This window comes from Marinomonas sp. G8-14, assembly GCF_055808935.1.
On sequence record NZ_CM147891.1, the window covers coordinates 3,485,260 to 3,505,092 of the forward strand.

Consider the following 19,833-nt stretch of genomic DNA (forward strand, 5'->3'; position numbering starts at 1 on the left):
CTTGACGCGCTAAAGCACGACAAAAAACCTTAGAAGTGGTTAAAACCGATTCGCTGAAAACGGTGTAAGATCAATGTCTGGTGTGCCATTACTAACAAGCGCCGCGACGAGTCTCAGCGGTTCCCGCCGATTGAGTAAGCCCTAAATGGCCATGTCCAAACGCGTAAATCACGCGTTTAGAGCGGCTGGCATAGCTTATGACGGGCAAGCTGTCAGGCATGGAAGGACGAAAGCCCATCCATTGTTTTCCGTCTTCGATTTTTAAACCAGGTAAAAATGTTTTCGCTTTATCAAGCAAGATTTCAGCCCGTTGAAAGTTGGGTTTTAAGTCCAATCCACCTAGTTCAACCGCGCCGCCAACACGTACGCCTTCACCTATTTTGGTCACCACAAAGCCATGATTGCTAAACGTAATATGCGTCTTTAAATCGAATGCGCCAGATGGCAGTGTCGTGTTGTACCCTCGTTCGGTATCCAATGGCAAACTGTCGCCAATAGATTGCGCTAAAATTTTTGACCAAGCACCAGCACAAAGTACCACTTGATTGGCTTCATAATCGGCCGAATCACTTTTCAAATTGACAAAATTGTCTTTCAAATCAATGGAATGAATCGACGCGATGACGATTTTACCGCCACGTTTTTCAAACTCGTTGGCCAAGTGCTGAGTCCATTGGGCAGGATCGCAGACGTTTATCCATTCTGGGGTAAAGGCCGCATGGGTGAATCTAGGGTGAATGCCGGGTTGGATTTTGGCGATGGCTTCTGAACTAAGTAAAAACTCATAGACGACGCCGTGCGCTTGTCGAGTTTGCCAACCGGCAAGACTGGCACTGAATTCTGCTTCGCCTTCATACAGCTGCAACTGCCCTTCTCGGCGGATCATGGCTTCGCCACCTACCGCGTCGATTTGGCGCTCCAACGCCGCCTTGGAAACCGCCATTAAACTGGCTTGTGCCGCGAGTGATGCTTGGTATTTATCCTGCCAACTGGCGCGCCAGAAACGCAACATCCAAGGAAGGATTTTCAGTGCATAAGCCGGTCGCAGTGATAAGGGGCCAAGAGGGTCGATTAACCATTTTGGTGCTTTGCGCATAATGCCAGGTGTTGCCAGCGGAATGACATCGGCAAAAGCAAAGGCGCCAGCATTACCCGCAGAGGTTTCTGCAGCGACGCCTTTTCGATCCAACACCAGCACTTGTCGGCCTTCGGATTGCAGTTTTAATGCAATGCTAATGCCTATGATTCCGGCACCAATTACAATCACATCCTGATTTTTTGTACTGTCCATTTCGGTTTCACCCATTATCGCTAAGCTATTTTGTGACTTTGAAGAATCTATTAAGACAAGCTAATGCCATTCTTCAACGGGTCGTTGGGGTTCATCATTAACGTGGCTTCTTTAGTGACAAACGCTTGTCCGGTAATATTTGGAATAATGGAATCGTTTGTTACTTGCTGATAGCTCAAACGATAACTACTGCCAATGGTACTTTCTTGAATAATTTCTTCGCCGGGCGCAAGGCGATTATCCGCTGCTAGACACGCCAAACGGGCGGAGCTTCCCGTGCCACAAGGGGAGCGATCATAAGCATTGTCTGGACACAAAACAAAGTTACGGCTGTGGCCGTTTTTGTTCAAAGCTGGTCCATAAAGAACAATGTGATCAATGATGCCGCCATCTGTACCTGTTAATTGCTTTGCTTCAATGGCTTCACGAATTTTGATCGAAACGTCAGTGAGGTTGCGAATATTACTTGGAACCACAGGAACAGGGCTTTTATCGACGATAAAGAACCAGTTTCCGCCATAAGCAATATCGCCAGAAACTGTACCTATACCATCAATATCTAACGTGACATCTTTCTGCAAACGATGACTGGCGACGTTTTTCACGGTCACTGTATTGGCATCAGACAAAGTGACTTCAACCACACCGACGGGCGTCTCAATCTTATGAGTACCTATATCAATTTTGCCCATGTGAGCTAACGTGGCAGCCACGCCAATGGTGCCGTGACCGCACATACCGATGACGGCTGCAGCGTCGAAATAAATCACACCTGCCACGCATTCAGGGTTAACAGGCTCTACCAGCATCACGCCCACCATGGCTTCTTGTCCATAGGGTTCGGCTACCACGGAACGATAAAAATCCTTATGCTCTGTGGCTAATATCTTGGCGCGTTCTGCCAATGAGCCAGAACCCAAATCTGGCCCACCAGACACAATAACGCGGGTGGGTTCACCTTCCGTATGACTGTCTATGACTTGCATGTATCTATTACTCCACCTTGTTTCTTCCAATCTGCGAACCAGTTTTTGAAGAGAGAATATTGCTCTTCACAGTAACGACGTTGCGCAGCGTTCAGCTCGTCTGTCTCGTTGAAGTGTAATCGATACGCTTCTTCGCCGTTTAAGACAAGCAAATATTTGAAGAATAAGACTAACTCGGGACCTTCGTCGAAACTGGCCAAAACGGAAAACGCTTCTTCTAATTCTTGGGCGCGAACGCGAGCCTCTGCGTTGCCTTGAGCAGCAAGTTTGCATAAGTTTGCGAGTAACAAAACTTCGTTTGGCAACGCTGTACCAATCCCTGTGATGGCACCCACCGCGCCGCATTTGACAAAACCGTGGTAGACCGCCGTATCCACCCCCACCATGAGCAAAACATCATCGTCTTGGGAGGTGATATTCTCTGCGGCATAACGCAAGGCTTCTTTGCTGCCAAATTCTTTAAAGCCAACTAGATTCTTATGCTCAGCACGTAGCGCAAAAAACAAATCCGCACGGGTTTCAAAACCATACACAGGGCTGTTGTAGATAATCGCTGGAATGGAGGGCGCAGCGGATAAAATCGCTTTAAAGTGGTTACGTTGCGCGGCAATCACCGAGCCACGAGACAGCACACGAGGAATCACCATCAAACCCGCCGCACCGACTTTTTCCGCGTGCGCCGCCAAGGCCACCGCGGATTTGGTATTAATCGCCCCCGTGCCGACGACCACAGGAATGCCTGCATTCACTAAGCGCTCCACGCCTTCCATGCGTTCTGCATCGGTCAACAAAGGCCAATCGCCCATAGAACCGCAATACACCACCGCCGACATCCCCGCCGCCATCATCTCCTTGCCCTTCTTCACCAAGTTATCGAAATCTGGCGTACGATCCGCCTTACAAGGCGTCATCAGCGCCGGCATGATACCGTTGAAAACACTCACATCTAAAACAGAACGACCCATCATTCGCGACCTTTTTTATGAATTTGAAGGATTTTACTAGCAAAAAGTAAAAATGGATTTTGTATCCAAAATACGCCTAGTGCAAAAAGTAGTCAATTAGATTTGGCGTCAATTCAGATGATTTAAGAGTAAGTTGATGATGAAGTATAGAAGGCAAGAGCTAAGCGACAAACTTAGCTTTCTTTAAAACCGATGAGCTCTCTTCTAACTGGGACGTTTGCAATAGTAATTTGATATGTTAGAGCAATGATTCAATTCGCTCTGCTACTGCATCGTATATGAGACTCACTTTCATGTTCACTGGCAGCTATTAATGGTTCCTCAGGTGAATTTATAGCTTGAAATTTTGCAAGTGTTTCTTCTCGTACAAAACGACATGGCTTCAAAATGACTGGGATAATAGTTGCGCCATCACTTTTAGCTTTTTCTAAAAGAGGAGGCAGTTCGTTGTCAACAATAAAGTCTGACGCGAGAAAATCGGCGCTTATTAAAAGTACAGCCACTTGAGCCTGATCCAAAGCTTTACTTATCTCTGTCTTCCATAACTCTCCGGCAGAGATTCTGGTGTCGCTCCAAGCTTCTATAAGACCTTTTTTCTCAAGGGGTTTTAGATGTACAGCAAGTCGATCAAAGTAAGTTTTGTCTTTATGCGAATAGCTTATAAAGGCTCGTTTTCGTTTAGTTGATACTTTTACTTTCTCTTTTTGTGGAATTTCGCTATCGGAAATATCTAATTTGCTCTTAAGTAAGTCAATGCGCTCTTCATTGATACCTATTGGGCTTCCTCTTTCTAGTAAGGATATAACAGGCTGAGATACTCCGATATCTTTAGCTAAAGTTGATTGGCTGATATCTTTCTCTTTACGCTTTGAATTAATTAACTTTCCAAACTCTTCCCAGTTGATCTCTGCCATGTTGATTCCTAAAAAGGCTTATGCTTTATTCACAATAAAATGATTATTCTTTTCCTACAAGAAAAATATACGTAAGACAGCTGTGCTGGATCATCTTCCCTCTCGTGCCATGCTTAGAGCGGATATTTTTTGGATGCTTAATGCCATCAAGCTGAAAATCTACATCCAGTTTTGTCCAGTAGAAGCCTTATATATAAAATACTTGAACTAGATACTTAAACTTTTCGTTTTCTTATTCGGCAATATTTTGTTTAGTAAAGTCCTTTTATCGATTGTCTTTACGACAACAGACTACGAGAAGCACTAGTAACCTAAAAGATAGAAAGGATTAACGTGGTTAAGTTAGAAGAGGTTTTTTTGTCCTATTTAGATCAGTTTATGCAGCAATGGAAAGTGTATTTAAAACAACAGCTTTCCCTATATGAATTGCGTTATGTCGCCTCGGACGCTGGTGATCGTGTGGATATTAAAACGAATTCACTAGTGTATTTCCGTTGGCTTCGGACGACTTCTAGAGCAGGCGATAATTTCGATGACTCAAGGGATGACGTTGCTTGGGTGATGTTGGAAAAGCAGTTAAAGATTTTTGCGAAAAAAGCCGAAAACGGCACGTTTGACCTGGTTTCTAAGCTGCATCTTGAGGAAAGCCAAATCCATATAGTTCTCAATTTTAGTTATGATGACGAGCAACATATCGTGTATGTGAGTTGAACTTTGATTTTTTAATTATCGTGTTTCATCATAAGGAAATATTCTTGTCGTTCCAGAGAAGGTTGTTGTTAAACGACTTCCGTTGATCTTGTAGGTCGCGCATTTATGCCGACAAAAAACTCGCCACGACAAATTACGTATTGTCGGGCTAAAGCCACGACCTACAAAAAAAGCAATATAAATCAAACAATTGTATGCTAAAGAATGTTACATGCCTGATCACGGTTGTACCTCCCTCATCAGGCCTACAAAACATGCTCGCTACCTTTAACGACACCCTCCTTCGTGGAAATGACGGTACGTGAACAACCATAGGTTGTTCACGTAAAGAGCCTCTGTAATCATTAAGTTTTCTTTGCTTTTTTATTCGGCATGTCGGTAATCGTTCCAGCGCCGAGTTCTGCCGCTAAGCCGACGGATTCGTGTAGGCTTGGGTGAGCGTGAATGGTTAAGGCGATGTCTTCCAGTGTGGCGCCGAATTCAATGGCGAGTGTCAGTTCACCGAGTAATTCTCCCGCATGGGAACCCACAACGCCAGCGCCTAAGACGTGTTCTGTTGCTTCGTCATAAATGAGTTTGGTTTTACCCTGAGTCACGCCAGAGGCAATGGCGCGGCCGCTTGCTGTCCATGGGAAAACGGCGGTTTTTATGGCGATGTTTTGTTTTTTTGCTTCTGTTTCGGTTAAACCAACCCAGGCCACTTCTGGAAAGGTATAAGCGATGGACGGAATGGCGAGTGGTTGGAAATCAACCTTGTGACCCGCAATGACTTCAGCGGCGGTATGGCCTTGATGGGACGCTTTGTGCGCCAACATAGGGCCGTGAGTGACGTCGCCAATCGCATAGATATTGGGTACAGATGTTTGGCACTTTTCATTTGTCAGTACAAAACCACGTTCGTCTAATTTGACGCCGATGTCGGAAATACCCGCGGTTTTGCCATTCGGCGAGCGACCAACGGCGACCAGCACGGCATCCACTGAAAGGCTTCGCTCGCCATCTTTGTCTTGCATGGTGACGTTCAAGGCTTCTGGTGTGGCTTCTATATTAGTGACTTGGGTTTTGGTTAAAAAACTCATACGATCTTTGTTGACTTGCTCGAAGACACGCACGAGGTCTTTGTCTGCGCCGGTCATGATTTGCTCGCCAAGTTCCGCGACGGTAATTTTTGCGCCAAGCGCTTGGTAAACCGTGGCCATTTCCACGCCAATAATGCCGCCGCCAAGGACGAGTAAATGTTCTGGAATGCGTTCGAGTTGTAGAGCGCTGGTGGCGTCTAAAATCCGTGGATCGTCATAAGGCACAAACGGCAATTTAATGGCGCGGGAACCAACGGCGATGATGGCGTTTTTAAAATCGACTTGTTGTGACTGTCCGTCTTTGGTGACGGTGATGGAGTTGGTCGAATCGAAAGTCCCTTCCCCATGAAGGACGGTGACCTTTCTTCCTTTCGCCATCAATGCCAAGTTGCTGGTGAGTGTGTCGACCGTGGATTGTCTATGGTGACGGATCTCATCCAGATCAATGGTTGGCTTGGCAAATTGTACGCCGTGAGCAGGTTCTTCAGTCATGAGGATTTTTCCCGCCACATGCAGCAGCGCTTTAGACGGGATACAGCCAACGTTCAAGCAAACGCCGCCCAATGTATTATGACGTTCTATCATGGCAACGCTTAAGCCTAAATCGGCAGCTCGAAACGCCGCCGCATAACCGCCAGGACCGCTTCCTAGTACAACGAGATCGTATGTCATTCTTTCTCTCCTGCAATGATGTTCTGTGAAATATGGCTTTTCTACCTATCACTAGATAGATTAAATATAACTTGTGGATTTACGATGGGTCAATAAAATATCTATCACTAGATAGATGAAATAATGAGACACCCGAATGAGCATTGAGAAAAACGATACTAAAACAAACATCTTGGACGCTGCTGAGCGTTTTATTGTGCAAGGCGGTTATAACGCATTCAGTTTTCGCGACATCGCCGAAGCGGTTGGTATCAAGAGTGCAAGTGTTCACTATCACTATCCGACCAAGGGGGATTTAGTGGCCGCTGTGATGGCGCGTTACACTGAGCTATTTTCGCAATTACTGCCAAACCCAAAGGATGAAAGACTCGATCCTCGGGTGTTGTTAAATGGTTTTATCAATGGTTTTAAAGCCAAGATCGTTGAACAGCGCAATATGAGCTTGTGTACCATGCTGACGTCTGACAAATCGATCTTGCCAGACGAGGTTTGCACAGAGTTATCTGTGTTTTATCAGCTGAAACTTACTTGGTTGAGTCAGGTGTTTGCGCGTTTGGATCAGACAGATGAAGACACGGCGTTAATGCAAGCCAGTCAATTGTTAGCGTGTTTGCATGGCGCATCGATTTTGGTACAAGGTACAAATCAGCCCGTCTTTTTCGATCATGCCCTATCAAGTTGGCGTAAGCGTTGTGATTGAAAAAGAAGAGAAAAGATATCAATTTAAGGCGCCTTAGGATTAATGTATTATAAAGCTTCCACAATTCATGCGAAATGTTGCTAAATGAGTTCAGCCGATAAGCATTTATACAACCCGACCTTTCAATGGCGGTTCCTCCACCCACGTTTTTGGCTCACTTGGTTGGGGGTATTGTGTTCGCTGTTGATGGCGTTTTTTCCTTTGCGTTGGCGAGACAAATTAGCAAGTAAAATAGCCTGCAAATTGCTCCACTCGAAAAGTGGGGCGCTAAAAAGAGCGCGTTTAAATTTAGAGCAATGCTTTCCGGAAAAATCTTTGGAAGAACGCGAAGCTTTGCTTAAGCAGAGCTTTCAGACGGCGGCGCAGTATTTTGTTGCCTATGGCGAATTGCTCGTACGTAGCAAGCAGCATTGCGAGGATCGCTGTGTTATTTCTGGTCAGGAGCATCTCTTTCCGTTGTTGAATCGCGGCGACAATGTGATTGCCCTTGTACCGCATTGTTGGGCGATTGACTACGCGGGAATTATGCTGACCGCACAAGGTCATAAAACCGTCGCCATGATCCGCATCCAGAAGAACCCTATTTTTAATTGGTTAATTCATCGTCAGCGAGTACGTTACGGTGCTCGTGTTTACTGTCGTAGTAGTGGTATTAAGCCCTTTATGAGAGACGTGCAAGATGGCTATCTTGGTTATTACTTACCGGATGAAGATTTGGGGGTCCAGCATTCTGTTTTTACGCCGTTTTTTGCGTCAACCAAGGCCACAATGAAAGGTTTAGGTAAGTTGACGAAACTCACCAATGCCACTGTTGTGCCTATGTTACCGGCTTACAATGCAACCTCCGGTAAATACGAGTTATTCATTTTTCCTGCCTTAGAAAACTTTCCCACGGGGAATGAAGAAACCGATGCGCTGGTTATGAACCAAGCCCTTGAAGCCATGATTTCTAAGCATCCTGAGCAATATATGTGGGTGCTGAACTTATTGCGTACGCGTCCTGATGGCTCTCGTCTTTATTAGTAACCCTTTGCTTGTGATTCAGTGTAAGAATTGGCGAATAACTTCTTTCGCGATAAGTGTTTTTTCAGTGGTAAACTGGAGCACAACTATTTAGGCTTAGCCATTTTTTAATATTTTTAAACGTCGTTTTTAAAAGCTATTTTTTAAGAGAAGACTTGATGGAGCATGTTATGTCTGTAAGCTCATCTGCCACGGTAACTCGCCTTGATGTTCAGGCAGTTAAAGATTATCTGCTGTCTCTTCAAGATCATATATGCTCAGCATTAGAAAGCGTCGAACCCACGGTGCGTTTCAAAGAAGACGCTTGGGATCGCCCTAATGGCGGCGGAGGGCGTACTCGGGTGATTGCGGGTGGCGAGGTAATAGAAAAAGGCGGCGTGAACTTCTCTCATGTGATGGGCGATAACTTGCCGCCGTCAGCGACCGTTGATCGTCCTGAATTGGCGGGTGGCCGATTCGAAGCCATGGGGGTGTCGCTTGTTATTCATCCCAACAATCCTTTTGCCCCAACGTCCCATGCTAACGTGCGTTTGTTTGTTGTTTATAAAGACGATATGGCGCCTGTTTGGTGGTTTGGTGGAGGGTTTGACTTAACGCCTTACTATGGCTTTGATCAAGACTGCATTCATTGGCATCAAACGGCTTACGATGCGGTGGAACCCTTTGGTGAAGGCTATTACACGCGTTTTAAGAAATGGTGTGATGAATACTTCTATCTGAAACATCGCGGTGAGTTCCCGTGGCATTGGTGGTTTGTTCTTTGATGACTTTAATGAAGGTTCTTTTGAGCATTGCTTCGGCATGATGAAATCCGTAGGTGATGCTTTTACACCAGCGTATTTGCCTATTTTGGAACGTCGAAAAGACCATGAGTTCAATGAGCAACAGCGTGATTTCCAATTACATCGTCGTGGACGTTATGTGGAGTTCAATTTGGTGTTCGACCGAGGCACGCATTTTGGTCTACAAAGTGGTTTGGGTCGTACAGAATCTATCCTGATGTCATTGCCGCCAGAAGTGCGTTGGACGTATGAATATCACGTTGAGGCCGACAGCGACGAAGCCAAACTCACCGAGTATTTTTTAACCTCAAAAGATTGGCTTTGGGTTTAGTGTTTCGTTAGGTTTCGTATTTTAGCATTGCGCTTTGAACTTCAACACAAGAGGACATATTTTGGATCAATACGCGGTTGTCGGAAATCCGATTGCTCACAGTAAATCGCCTAGTATTCATGGTTATTTTGCTCAGCAAACGGGACAAAATTTGATGTATTCGACCTTGCTTGGTGATCTTGTTGAATTTGAAAACCAAGTGAGAGATTTTTTTGAAAAAGACGGCAAAGGCCTAAATATTACCGTACCGTTTAAAGAGCGTGCTTATGCTATGTGCGATATTCTCAGTCAGCGAGCTAAGCAAGCTGGCGCCGTGAATACTCTCATGATGGGCAAAAATGGCGACCTGTTCGGCGACAATACCGACGGTGTGGGCATGGTTCGTGACATCATAGAGAATCATCAGCAGAGCCTAACGGACAAACGGATATTGATTCTGGGAGCAGGCGGCGCGGTGCGTGGCGTGCTTGAGCCTGTTTTGGCGGAGAATCCAGAATCTGTCACCATAGCCAATCGTACTCTTGAAAAAGCCCAGGTTTTAGCTGATCAATTTGATTGTCTGGCGTCGTCTTTCGAAGCGCTAGAAGGCCCTTTTGATATCATCATTAACGGTACTTCAGCGAGCTTGTCTGGTAGTTTACCGCCATTAAAAGATGAGCTAATAAATTCAGCAACATGGTGCTACGACATGATGTATGGCAAAGAGCGAACGGTGTTTTTGCAGTGGGCACACGAGCATGGTGCCGAAGGAGCTGATGGCTTAGGTATGCTGGTGGGACAAGCCGCAGAAGCGTTCTATTTGTGGCGCCAAGTGCGTCCTGAAACAGCCAGCTTAGTTGAGGCAATGCGCCAACAGATGTAAATCTGGCGATATGAGCAATCAGCGGAGAAAGGAAAGCGGTATGAAAGCGCAATGGTTCAGTTCGGTTGATCAAATAGGCGAAGCCAAATGGCAAGAGACTATTGGAGACACGCGATATCCGTTTGCGCAATTTGCCTTCCATCAGGCGTTAGAGCAAAGCAAAAGCATTGGCGATGGCACTGGCTGGTATCCAGAGTATTTGCTGGTGATGGACGACGATGACAGCCCGTTGGCTATCGCCCCAACCTATTTGAAAACCCACTCACAAGGCGAATTTGTTTTCGATTGGTCGTGGGCGGATGCTTACCAGCGTTACGGTATGCGCTACTTTCCTAAGCGCATTTGGGCGATACCTTTTTCCCCTGTGACGGGCCTACGGATCTTCTCTCACCTTGATCCAAAAGGCGATGATGTACAGTTCTCGCATCTGTACCCAGCACTTGCGGAGTTAATGACCCAAGCGAATCAAGAACGCGACTTTTCCAGCTGGCATTTGTTGTTTACCAAGCCAGAACACGCAGACTTGTTTGCATCAAACAAAGATCTGGTACAGCGTATTTCCTGTCAGTTCCACTGGTTTAACCGTGGTTATAAAGACATGGAAGATTACTTGTCCCACTTCTCTTCACGCAAACGCAAAACCGCACGAAAAGAGCGTGAGAAGGTGGCGCAAGCGGGGATTCAGCTCACGCGCACACTGGGCCGCGATTTAACCCCAGCCGACATCGATTTTTTCTATCTGTGCTATCAATCTACTTACGCCAAACGTGGCCAGCAAGGTTATCTCACCCGCGAATTCTTCGGCCAATTAGCGCAAGACATGGGCGAACAAATCCTCTTGGTGCGAGCTTTCAGAGGTGACGAAGCCATCGCTGCGTCTTGGTGTTTCTTTGACGATCACTCATTGTATGGCCGCTACTGGGGCTGTATGGAAGAAGTCGATTGCCTGCACTTTGAAGCCTGCTATTACCAAGGCATCGAATTTTGCCTAGAAAAAGGGCTACAGCATTTTGATCCGGGCACTCAAGGGGAACACAAAATCGCCCGTGGGTTCGAACCTGTGTTCAGCCACAGCATCCACTACATCGCCCACGAAGGCTTCCGTGACGCTATTGGTAACTTCTGCGAAGAAGAAGCCCAAGCCGTGCGTGAGTACCATCAAGACACCCAAGAAATGTTGCCGTTTAAGCAAGAAACCTGAATTTATTCAATTGCTTAAAGAGCGAGCCGCATCTTGTTGATAAAGCCTCGCCAAGGATGACACCATTTTCTCCATTTCTGCCCTCAATTCAGGTGGGCCGATGACTTCCAGTTCTGGCCCAAAGCGCAAAAGCTCATAACAACCATGTGAAGCTTCCCCAACAGGGATGTGAGCGCGATGCCAGCCAGACTCATCCATTGGCTCTATTTTGGCGTTTTTGATCACGTAGGATGCACAAATAAATTCCATGATTTTCACACCCAGGGCGGTGATACGAACCTCAGCTATTAAGGGAAACTGAATGGCTTCCACTCGTCGCAAACTGGCTTGCCAAAATGCCACTAAATTAAAGTCATCGGGTCGTTCAAATGTGTCACTGGATAGCGTTAATGTATCAATACGGGATGCTCGATAGGTTCGAATATCCTGATCAACTTGCGCGATCAAATACCATTGCCCGCCTTTTAAAACCACACCTAAAGGGTTTGCTTGGCGTTCACTTTTTCCTTTCCAGCTCTGATAACGCATGACAATTTTTCGTTGTTCTAACACGGCAGTCATCAGTTGAGGTAGGTGCTCGGCTTTTTCGTCATCCGAAAACCAATTGGGCGTGTCCAGTAAAAATCGACTTTGTAGGCGTTCTGCTTCGTGCCGAACCGTGTCTGGTAAGGCGGCTTTTAGCTTCAGTTGTGCGTCAGCCAGCGTTGCCTCCAATCCCATCTTTTGGGCTGGGCCAGCCAGCCCTGCTAGAAACAGTGTTTCTGCCTCTTTAGCGGACAGTCCGTTTAAACGGGTACGGTAACCGTGTAAGAGCCGATAGCCACCCTGTACGCCTTGCTCGCTATAAACCGGCACCCCAATAGCGCTTAGTGCATCTATATCGCGATATACGGTGCGTACCGAGGTTTCGCAAATATCGGCCAAGGTGCGAGCCGTTACTTTTTCATGGGTCTGCAAGGTCATCAACAGTTTTAGGATGCGGCTGGCTCGCATGGGGTGCTCCTTTAGGTACCAATACGTCGTGGTGCTGATTTTATCAGTATAAATTAAATACCTGACACAAGGTGTCAGGTTTTACCTCTAATCTTGTTCATGTAGTCACCACTATTTCTCTTAACCTATTTGGAGTTAATCAATATGAACAGCATCCACAATAAAGACATTATTACCCTTTATCATGCCCCAGAAACCCGTGGTTCTGGTGTTAGGGTATTGCTGGAGGAATTGGACATACCCTATGAGATGACAGTGTTGAATTTCAAAGCAGGCGAAAATCAGCAACCAGAGTTTTTGGCGATAAACCCTTTAGGCAAATTTCCAACCCTTGTTCATAATGGTACCGTGGTAACGGAACAAGTCGCCTGCTATCTGTATTTAGCCGATTTATTTCTCGAAAAGGGCTTGGCGCCAGCCTTAAATGACCCGAAGCGCGGTGCGTATCTCCGTTGGATGGCCTACCAAGGGAGTAGTTTTGAGCCAGCTGTGATTGATAAAGCTTTTAATCGTCCTCCCGTTGAGGCTTCACAATCATCTTATGGTAGTTTTGATAAGATGCTAAAAACTGTATTCGATCAAATTGCCAAAGGCCCTTATTTACTGGGAGAAGAGTTTTACGCTGTCGATATTCTTTGGGGATTGAGTTTGAAATGGTGTCGTATGTTTGGGCTGATTACGACGAATCCAGTGGTAGACGCCTACATAGAACGTATTACCTCACGTCCAGCGTTTATTTACGTTGAACAGCAAGACCAAACGCTGAAGCTTGCCCAAGACGTTTAATGGCCTCCTTGTCCTCAACGAGGGTAGGTGCTTAGGCTCTCGGTTCCCTCCCCTTTTGTTTCCTAAGGGGAGAGTTCGGAGGGGTTAACTATCACACTTCCTGATGCGGGCCGAATAATTCGTAGTGAATACGATCTGCTTTTATCCCTAGGGTTAATAATTGCTGCTTAACAAACATCATGAAGCCAACTGGGCCGCATAAGTAAAACTCGCCATTTGTCAGCGGTAAGCTGTCTTTTATCGCATCTAGCTGCATCATGCCTTTTGATACGCCCTCTTCTTCACTGTCAGCTTGTTCGTACCAAGTATGAACCAATAAGTTTAGTTGGTTTTTCAGACCGTTTACGTGGTCTTTAAAGGAATGCTGATCTTGGTGCACACAAGCGTGTAAATAGCTCACTGGGTGGCTGTATTGCTGTTTGGCGAGTGTATCCAATATGGCTTGCATGGGTGTTAAGCCAACGCCACCAGAAATCAGTACCACAGGTGTTTGCTTGTCTTTGAATACGAAATCCCCTGCTGGTGGCATGACTTCTATTTCGTCCCCAATGTTTAAATGATCGTGTAGGTAGTTCGACATAACCCCTTTGATATCGCCCGTTCCTTCACGTTTGACGCTGATACGATAATTTTTACCATTTGGCGCGGTTGATAGAGAGTATTGACGTATCTCATCGAACTCATTGCCTTTTGGATGTAACTTAACGCCCAAGTATTGGCCGGGTTGGTAGTCGATCACTGCGCCAGCATCGACTGGCTCAAACACAAAGCTGGTGACCAAATCGGATTCAGGTGTTTTGGAGGCAACACGGAAGCGACGAAAATCTTTCCAGCCACCTTGTTGCGCGGCACGCTCTTTATACAGATCGCCTTCGACTTTGATAAATATTTCAGCCAACTGAGTGTAAGCCGCTACCCAAGCTTCTTCTACGTCTTTGGTGAACGCTTCTGGAGCCAGTTCACGTAAGGTTTCAATGAGGTGATGACCAACGATGTCGTACTGATTTGGTTGGATATTAAAGCTGGTGTGCTTATGAGCAATGCGCATCACAGCGCCAGTTAATACCTCTAGGTTATCGATGTGTGTTGCGTACGCCGCGATGGCATTAAATAAAGCCGCAGGCTGACCGCCCGTTCTTTGATGGGTCATGTTGAACACATCTTTTAGCTCAGGGTTGTGAGAAAACATGCGTTGATAGAAATGCTCAGTAATCGCAGTCCCTGCAGAAGCAAGAAGTGGGATAGTGGCTTTTACTGTATCTATATGGTGTTGAGTTAACATATTTGTGTCCTTTTAAAGGGGTGAATAAAGCTTGTTAACTCTTATAGTGCGAAGTGTGTGCCAAACCAAAAATAGTATTTTAAATCAATGCTTTATGTTTTATTTATTAAAAAAAGAGTCAATATGACTCTTAATTATAAAGGTCTATATGATATCTTTGAGTCAAATTGACACGAAAACCAATTCCCCCTTTGAGCTGATAACTATGAATCAGGTTTCTAACAACGCTTTACTGAGTTTTGCCCTCGATCTTGCTAGCGCGGTGACGCAACCTAATCGCTTCGAACAATTGGTTTATGCGGTGCGGGCAACAATCAACTGCGATGCGGTGGTCTTGTTGTCTCACAGCAATGGTGTGTTGACGCCGCTGGCTCAACGGGGTTTATCGGAAGACCTAATGGGACGACGCTTTATTATTGAAGAGCAGCCCCGATTAAAAGCCATTTGTGCGGGGCATTATCCGGTTCGTTTTCCTGCCGATTCCGATCTCCCCGACCCTTACGATGGCATGGTGTTAGGCCATGACGAGAATTTACCTGTGCATTCTTGTATGGGGGTGCCGCTGTATTTGGAAGGCAAATTGATTGGCGTGGTGACGCTAGACAGCATCCTGCCGGGCGTGTTTGATAATATCGACGCCCGCGCGTTGGAAATCATTGGCACCATGGCAGCCATGACGCTGAATACCGCGATCTTGATGGAGCGATTAGAAAATCAGTCGCAACACGCCCAAAACGTATTAAAAGTAATGGGCGAGCAAAGCCATGAAATGATTGGTCAAAGCAAGGCCATGCAAAACCTTAAACAGTCGATTAATCTGGTGGCACCGTCAGACTTTTCTATCTTGATTGAAGGGGAAACGGGGGTAGGTAAAGAGCTGGTGGCACGGATGTTACATGACAAATCAGCACGCTTTGATGCGCCTATGGTGTATGTGAATTGCGCGGCGATTCCTCATCATCTTATTGAAAGTGAGTTATTTGGTCATGTGAAAGGCGCTTTTACTGGCGCGGATCGGGATCGTCAGGGAAAATTTTTACTGGCGGATGGCGGCACTCTGTTTTTAGATGAAATCGGTGAACTGCCTTTAGAAGTACAAGGCACCTTACTCAGAGCGATTCAAAATCAAGAAATCCAAGCAGTCGGCAAAGATCAAATTTGTAAAGTAAACGTTCGTATTATCGCGGCGACTAATCGACATTTAGAAAACGAAGTGGCAGGAAATCGCTTTCGTGCGGATTTATTTCATCGCCTCAGCGTCTTCCCGATTCAAGTACCGCCATTACGAGAACGACAAGGCGATGTTCCTGTGTTGGCTGGATTCTTCGCTGAGCGCTTCCGTCGTAAATTAGGCCTGCAACAATTGACGTTATCTGCATCAGCTATCGACATGCTTGAAGCGTATCACTGGCCAGGAAATGTACGTGAATTAGAGCATGTCATTTCCCGTGCGGCGCTCTTTTCTAAGGCCGAAACTGTTAAGACAGGACAAACAAATGGCATCACTATTATCTCTCCCGCACATTTAACAGGGCTACAAATTGATAACAGTATTCAAGAAAAGATACAGAGCAATGAAACATTACGGCCCATTACAGGCTACCAAGAAACAATAGATTTGCGTTTAGAAACAGAAGCTTACCAACGTAATATGATTCGTAAAGCATTGGAAACGAACGAAGGCAACTGGACTAAAGCTGCTCAACAGCTGTCTATGGATCGCGCCAACCTAGCCCGCTTGGCAAAACGCCTAGGTGTTGTCGTTGCTAAGGACGTGCGCATTTAAAAACATCTGAATTAAATTATTCAAAGCAAAATGACATTCATACGAGGTAGGCGATAGTTTCGAGGAAGAATGTCATTTGCTTTGATTGCAAGTAGAGCTGGGAATAATTTACTGGTGCCTCGCTGCACTTACTTGGCGAATGCGTTCGGCCGGAAAAGCGAGCTGAGGCAGTAAGTACGCTTTTAATTCGTCTGCATAACCCAATTCATCCAATGCCGCTGCCATGCAGTTTAGCCACATGGCTTTTTCTTTCTCGGTAACGATTAAGTGAGCATGAGCTTGAGGCAAGCTGATTGGGCCGTATTTTTTCGAGAACAACTTCTCGCCACCCATCCAACCGGATAAAAACGACACCAACTTGTCGATGGTGAGTTCGATATTGCTAGGATGCATATCAAACAGCGGCCGAAACTCTGGCGTGTTTTCCATGATGCGGTAGAAGGTCTCGACTAATTTCTGCAAACCCGTTAATCCGCCGACAGCCTGTAAAGTCGCATCACCTTGTCCGTATGCGGGTGGTTGGGACATGAGTATCTTACTCCGTGTCTTTTGGCTGATTTTGCTCTTGTTTAGCGGCCTTTTCTTTATCCATTTTGATGGAGTTGCGGTAGCCACCAATAGCGGCCAACGCTCCGATGATAAAGCTCATGTATAGTGGAATTTGAAACAACATGGTGATGCTGATAAAGACACAGCCAACGGCTAAACCTTCGATGATGGGTCTAAGTTGCTTCGGCATGGGTGTGCTCCGTAAGATAAAAATAAGCGCGAGTTTAACAAAATTCTCAGCTTATGTGAGCACAATTGTGGAAAAAAGCATCAGTTATCCAACATTAGACAGGGTTAATATGAAAAGTGTTTGAGCGCTGTGTATTTGTGGGTAAGTCGTCTATAAATGATAAGAATGCTCAATAAAAAGCCTTTTTTGCGTATTATTTGCACAAAAAAGCCAAAAATCTTCCCCTGATGTGAATAACTGCTATTATTTTCCACAGATTTGAAAGACGATTCTCGTCACCGTTGATGGATTTTTATCCACAGAAGACAGATTACTTATAAGTGAGCTTTTCTTTGTCAAATTTCTCTTTTTCCGCACTTCTTTGCTTGTTCCGTGCAAATACCAATATGAACCACAAAATTTGGCGCATGGCGTGGCCTCCTATGGTGTCGAATATCACAACACCTTTGCTTGGTTTGGTCGATACGGCGGTAGTCGGTCACTTGGGCACGGCAACTCATCTTGCGGCGGTAGCGATTGGCGCGAGCATTTTTAGCTTTTTGTTTTGGGCGTTTGGTTTTTTGCGCATGGGACTCAACCGGGCTGACGGCGCAAGCCTTGGGTCAAGGTGATGATCGACGTGTGCGTGAACTGCTGTTGCAGTCCATTTTAATGGGCGTTTTTATTGGTCTAATGTTAATTGTATTTCGAGCCCCCTTGATTGATCTGGCGATTACTTTAATGGTTCCCAGTGCAGAAGTGGAACCGTGGGCACGCTTATATTGCGAGGCGCGTATATTCAGTGCGCCAGCGGTGTTAGCTGGTTACGCACTGATGGGATGGTTCTTTGGTGTGCAATATTCCAAGGGGCCACTGTGGATGTTGTTGGTGATTAATATTGCCAATATGGTGCTCGATTATGTCGCGGTTTATGGATTAGGCATGGCGAGTGACGGTGTGGCATGGGCGACTGTGTTTGCGCATTATATTGGTGTCACTGTCGCGGGAATATTGGCTTGGCATAAACTAAAAGGCTTTTCCGGTCATGTGCCGATGCGCGCACTGGCGAAATGGCGTGAGTATATGGCGTTAGTGAAAGTTAACCGTTACTTATTCGTGCGCACGATTTTATTACTGCTGGTGATGTTGTTTTTTACCGCTCAGGGCGCGCGTCAAGGGGACTCTATTCTTGCCGCCAACGCTGTCTTGCTCACTTTCTTGATGATAATTTCCAACGCCTTAGATGGCTTTGCCTTTTCAGTAGAAGCGTTATGTGGTGAGTATTATGGTCGCAAAGACAAGGCCAATTTTCAAAAAGTGATCCAGCTTTCTACCTATTGGGCACTGCTGGCTGCGGTTATTTTGATGCTGGTATTTTGGTTATTTGGTAATCAAATCATAGCCTTACTAACCAACGTGCAAACGGTTCGAGACGACGCTGCTCTGTACCTACCTTGGCTAATATTCTTCCCTCTGTTGGGTATATGGTCTTTTATGTTGGATGGGGTTTTCATCGGTACAACCAGTGTACAACAAATGCAAAACACCATGATTATTTGTGTGGTCGGTGTGTTCTTTCCTGTTTGGTTTATGACTCAAGGGTTGGGTAATCATGGCTTATGGTTTAGCCAAGCGATGCTGTTTGTCGCACGTGCTGTCACGCTTTATTGGTGCTATTTACGCAATATGAAGAAAGGTGTTTGGTTCGCGAATTCTTAAACTGGATTACTTCGTGTAAAGGACTCTGTTAATAATTGAAATTTTTCTGGCGACTCGGTTTGCTACCATGCATGACGTGTTCTTTTTTAAAGCCACCAAACAGGGAGAGAATTCAATATGTCGAAGAATTTCTTAAGCGAGTTAACCGGTTCTTTTGCCACGCCAGCCTTAGAAAATCCTACTGGCGTGATGATGGAAGCCGCCTATCGAGATTTGGGGTTAGATTGGCGTTACATCAATTGCGAAATTCAGCCGGATGATCTGAAAAACGCTGTGTTGGGTGCGAGAGCCATGAACTGGCGCGGTTTTAACTGCTCAATACCTCATAAAGTGTCCGTCATTTCTCACCTTGATGACTTAGGCGAGTCGGCCCGCATCATTGGCGCGGTCAATACCGTAGTGAATCGTAATGGCAAGTTGATTGGCGAAAATACCGATGGTCGTGGTTTTGTTGAATCTGTTAAATCCAGCTTAGAGCTAACCAACAAGCGTGTTGTTTTGTTTGGTGCAGGTGGCGCGGCACGAGCGGTTGCTGTTGAACTTGCCTTGGCTGGCGTGGCACAAATAATCATTGTGAACCGCAATCAAGAGCGCGGCGAAGAACTTGCCAAACTGGTTGCCGATAACACGTCGACTGGCGCGGAATACCACGCTTGGACAAAGCAATATCAGATTCCTGTCGAGACGGATTTAGTGATCAATGTAACGTCGATTGGCTTATATCCCAATGTGGATGCAGAACTAGATATAGACACAGATTCAATTAAATCTAGCATGGTAGTTGCAGATGGGATTTTCAATCCACCTGAAACGCGATTGATTCAAACCGCGAAGACCAAGGGCTGCACGACGGTCAATGGCTTGGGCATGCTCGTTCAGCAAGGCGCAATCGCCTTTGAATACTGGACTGGTAAAACCCCTTCTATCGAGGTGATGAAAGCCGCATTGAGCGATGCTTTGGACATCACAGATCTGGACATCACAGATCTGGACAGCACAGAAAAATAATAATCACTGGAATATTCAAAGATC

At 45.8% G+C, this 19,833-nt stretch carries 19 protein-coding genes and 1 pseudogene; 11 read left to right on the forward strand and 9 right to left on the reverse strand.

Annotation, left to right across the window (positions count from 1 at the left end):
* Window positions 1-91 precede the first annotated feature (91 nt).
* The 4 genes from AC0L6V_RS17720 to AC0L6V_RS17735 all read right to left on the reverse strand — a co-directional run bounded on the left by AC0L6V_RS17720 (window position 92) and on the right by AC0L6V_RS17735 (window position 4,156).
* On the reverse strand, window positions 92-1,291 hold the full coding sequence (locus AC0L6V_RS17720) for an NAD(P)/FAD-dependent oxidoreductase (RefSeq protein WP_265219681.1): 1,200 nt from the start codon (window positions 1,289-1,291) through the stop codon (window positions 92-94).
* A 50-nt stretch (window positions 1,292-1,341) separates the two neighbouring features.
* Window positions 1,342-2,277 (reverse strand): 4-hydroxyproline epimerase, encoded by a 936-nt coding sequence (locus AC0L6V_RS17725; RefSeq protein WP_265219682.1) that lies wholly within the window; start codon window positions 2,275-2,277, stop codon window positions 1,342-1,344.
* Window positions 2,265-3,245: a dihydrodipicolinate synthase family protein gene (locus AC0L6V_RS17730; RefSeq protein WP_265219683.1), complete on the reverse strand. Its 981-nt coding sequence runs from the start codon at window positions 3,243-3,245 to the stop codon at window positions 2,265-2,267. The genes AC0L6V_RS17725 and AC0L6V_RS17730 overlap by 13 nt, the downstream gene beginning before the upstream one ends.
* A gap of 248 nt (window positions 3,246-3,493) precedes the next feature.
* Window positions 3,494-4,156 (reverse strand): TIR domain-containing protein, encoded by a 663-nt coding sequence (locus AC0L6V_RS17735; RefSeq protein ID WP_418138466.1) that lies wholly within the window; start codon window positions 4,154-4,156, stop codon window positions 3,494-3,496.
* Window positions 4,157-4,489: 333 nt separating this feature from the next.
* Between AC0L6V_RS17735 and AC0L6V_RS17740 the strand changes: the two genes are divergently transcribed.
* Window positions 4,490-4,867, forward strand: a complete 378-nt coding sequence (locus AC0L6V_RS17740) for a hypothetical protein (protein WP_265219685.1) — start codon at window positions 4,490-4,492, stop codon at window positions 4,865-4,867.
* Between the two features lie 344 nt (window positions 4,868-5,211).
* Here AC0L6V_RS17740 and lpdA read toward each other — a convergent pair whose 3' ends face one another.
* On the reverse strand, window positions 5,212-6,618 hold the full coding sequence (lpdA, locus tag AC0L6V_RS17745) for a dihydrolipoyl dehydrogenase (protein ID WP_265219686.1): 1,407 nt from the start codon (window positions 6,616-6,618) through the stop codon (window positions 5,212-5,214).
* 136 nt (window positions 6,619-6,754) lie between these two features.
* Between lpdA and AC0L6V_RS17750 the strand changes: the two genes are divergently transcribed.
* From AC0L6V_RS17750 to AC0L6V_RS17770, 5 genes and pseudogenes are all read left to right on the forward strand, one after another.
* Window positions 6,755-7,318 carry a TetR/AcrR family transcriptional regulator gene (locus AC0L6V_RS17750; RefSeq protein ID WP_265219687.1) on the forward strand — a complete coding sequence of 188 codons (564 nt, stop codon included), beginning with the start codon at window positions 6,755-6,757 and terminating at the stop codon, window positions 7,316-7,318.
* Window positions 7,319-7,402: 84 nt separating this feature from the next.
* Entirely contained in the window at window positions 7,403-8,341 is a 939-nt protein-coding gene (gene lpxM / locus AC0L6V_RS17755) for a lauroyl-Kdo(2)-lipid IV(A) myristoyltransferase (RefSeq protein ID WP_265219688.1), read from the forward strand.
* Window positions 8,342-8,511: 170 nt separating this feature from the next.
* Window positions 8,512-9,454 (forward strand): annotated as a pseudogene (gene hemF / locus AC0L6V_RS17760) (oxygen-dependent coproporphyrinogen oxidase).
* A gap of 61 nt (window positions 9,455-9,515) precedes the next feature.
* On the forward strand, window positions 9,516-10,316 hold the full coding sequence (gene aroE / locus AC0L6V_RS17765; protein ID WP_265219689.1) for a shikimate dehydrogenase: 801 nt from the start codon (window positions 9,516-9,518) through the stop codon (window positions 10,314-10,316).
* 40 nt (window positions 10,317-10,356) lie between these two features.
* Entirely contained in the window at window positions 10,357-11,517 is a 1,161-nt protein-coding gene (locus AC0L6V_RS17770; RefSeq protein WP_265219690.1) for a GNAT family N-acetyltransferase, read from the forward strand.
* A gap of 6 nt (window positions 11,518-11,523) precedes the next feature.
* Here the strand turns inward: AC0L6V_RS17770 and AC0L6V_RS17775 are convergent, their stop codons facing one another.
* Window positions 11,524-12,510 (reverse strand): helix-turn-helix transcriptional regulator, encoded by a 987-nt coding sequence (locus AC0L6V_RS17775; protein WP_265219691.1) that lies wholly within the window; start codon window positions 12,508-12,510, stop codon window positions 11,524-11,526.
* A gap of 144 nt (window positions 12,511-12,654) precedes the next feature.
* On the opposite strand from AC0L6V_RS17775, the gene AC0L6V_RS17780 reads away from it, so the two are divergent.
* Complete coding sequence (locus AC0L6V_RS17780) at window positions 12,655-13,296, forward strand: glutathione S-transferase family protein (RefSeq protein WP_265219692.1); 642 nt, start codon at window positions 12,655-12,657, stop codon at window positions 13,294-13,296.
* A gap of 91 nt (window positions 13,297-13,387) precedes the next feature.
* Here AC0L6V_RS17780 and hmpA read toward each other — a convergent pair whose 3' ends face one another.
* Window positions 13,388-14,578, reverse strand: a complete 1,191-nt coding sequence (hmpA, locus tag AC0L6V_RS17785) for an NO-inducible flavohemoprotein (protein WP_265219693.1) — start codon at window positions 14,576-14,578, stop codon at window positions 13,388-13,390.
* 205 nt (window positions 14,579-14,783) lie between these two features.
* On the opposite strand from hmpA, the gene norR reads away from it, so the two are divergent.
* Complete coding sequence (gene norR, locus AC0L6V_RS17790) at window positions 14,784-16,364, forward strand: nitric oxide reductase transcriptional regulator NorR (RefSeq protein ID WP_265219694.1); 1,581 nt, start codon at window positions 14,784-14,786, stop codon at window positions 16,362-16,364.
* Window positions 16,365-16,472: 108 nt separating this feature from the next.
* Here norR and AC0L6V_RS17795 read toward each other — a convergent pair whose 3' ends face one another.
* Window positions 16,473-16,892, reverse strand: coding sequence for a group II truncated hemoglobin (locus tag AC0L6V_RS17795; RefSeq protein WP_265219695.1), 420 nt, complete (start codon window positions 16,890-16,892; stop codon window positions 16,473-16,475).
* A gap of 7 nt (window positions 16,893-16,899) precedes the next feature.
* Window positions 16,900-17,103 carry a hypothetical protein gene (locus tag AC0L6V_RS17800; RefSeq protein WP_265219696.1) on the reverse strand — a complete coding sequence of 68 codons (204 nt, stop codon included), beginning with the start codon at window positions 17,101-17,103 and terminating at the stop codon, window positions 16,900-16,902.
* A gap of 386 nt (window positions 17,104-17,489) precedes the next feature.
* On the opposite strand from AC0L6V_RS17800, the gene AC0L6V_RS17805 reads away from it, so the two are divergent.
* The 3 genes from AC0L6V_RS17805 (at window position 17,490) to aroE (AC0L6V_RS17815) (ending at window position 19,809) form a co-directional block, all read left to right on the forward strand.
* The gene (locus tag AC0L6V_RS17805; RefSeq protein ID WP_418138467.1) at window positions 17,490-17,714 is read left to right on the forward strand and encodes an MATE family efflux transporter; all 225 of its coding nucleotides are present in this window, start codon (window positions 17,490-17,492) and stop codon (window positions 17,712-17,714) included.
* Window positions 17,656-18,801 carry an MATE family efflux transporter gene (locus tag AC0L6V_RS17810; RefSeq protein ID WP_418139097.1) on the forward strand — a complete coding sequence of 382 codons (1,146 nt, stop codon included), beginning with the start codon at window positions 17,656-17,658 and terminating at the stop codon, window positions 18,799-18,801. Before AC0L6V_RS17805 ends, AC0L6V_RS17810 begins: the two co-directional genes overlap by 59 nt.
* Window positions 18,802-18,918: 117 nt before the next feature.
* Window positions 18,919-19,809, forward strand: coding sequence for a shikimate dehydrogenase (gene aroE / locus AC0L6V_RS17815; protein ID WP_265219697.1), 891 nt, complete (start codon window positions 18,919-18,921; stop codon window positions 19,807-19,809).
* The last annotated feature ends 24 nt before the right edge of the window (window positions 19,810-19,833 follow it).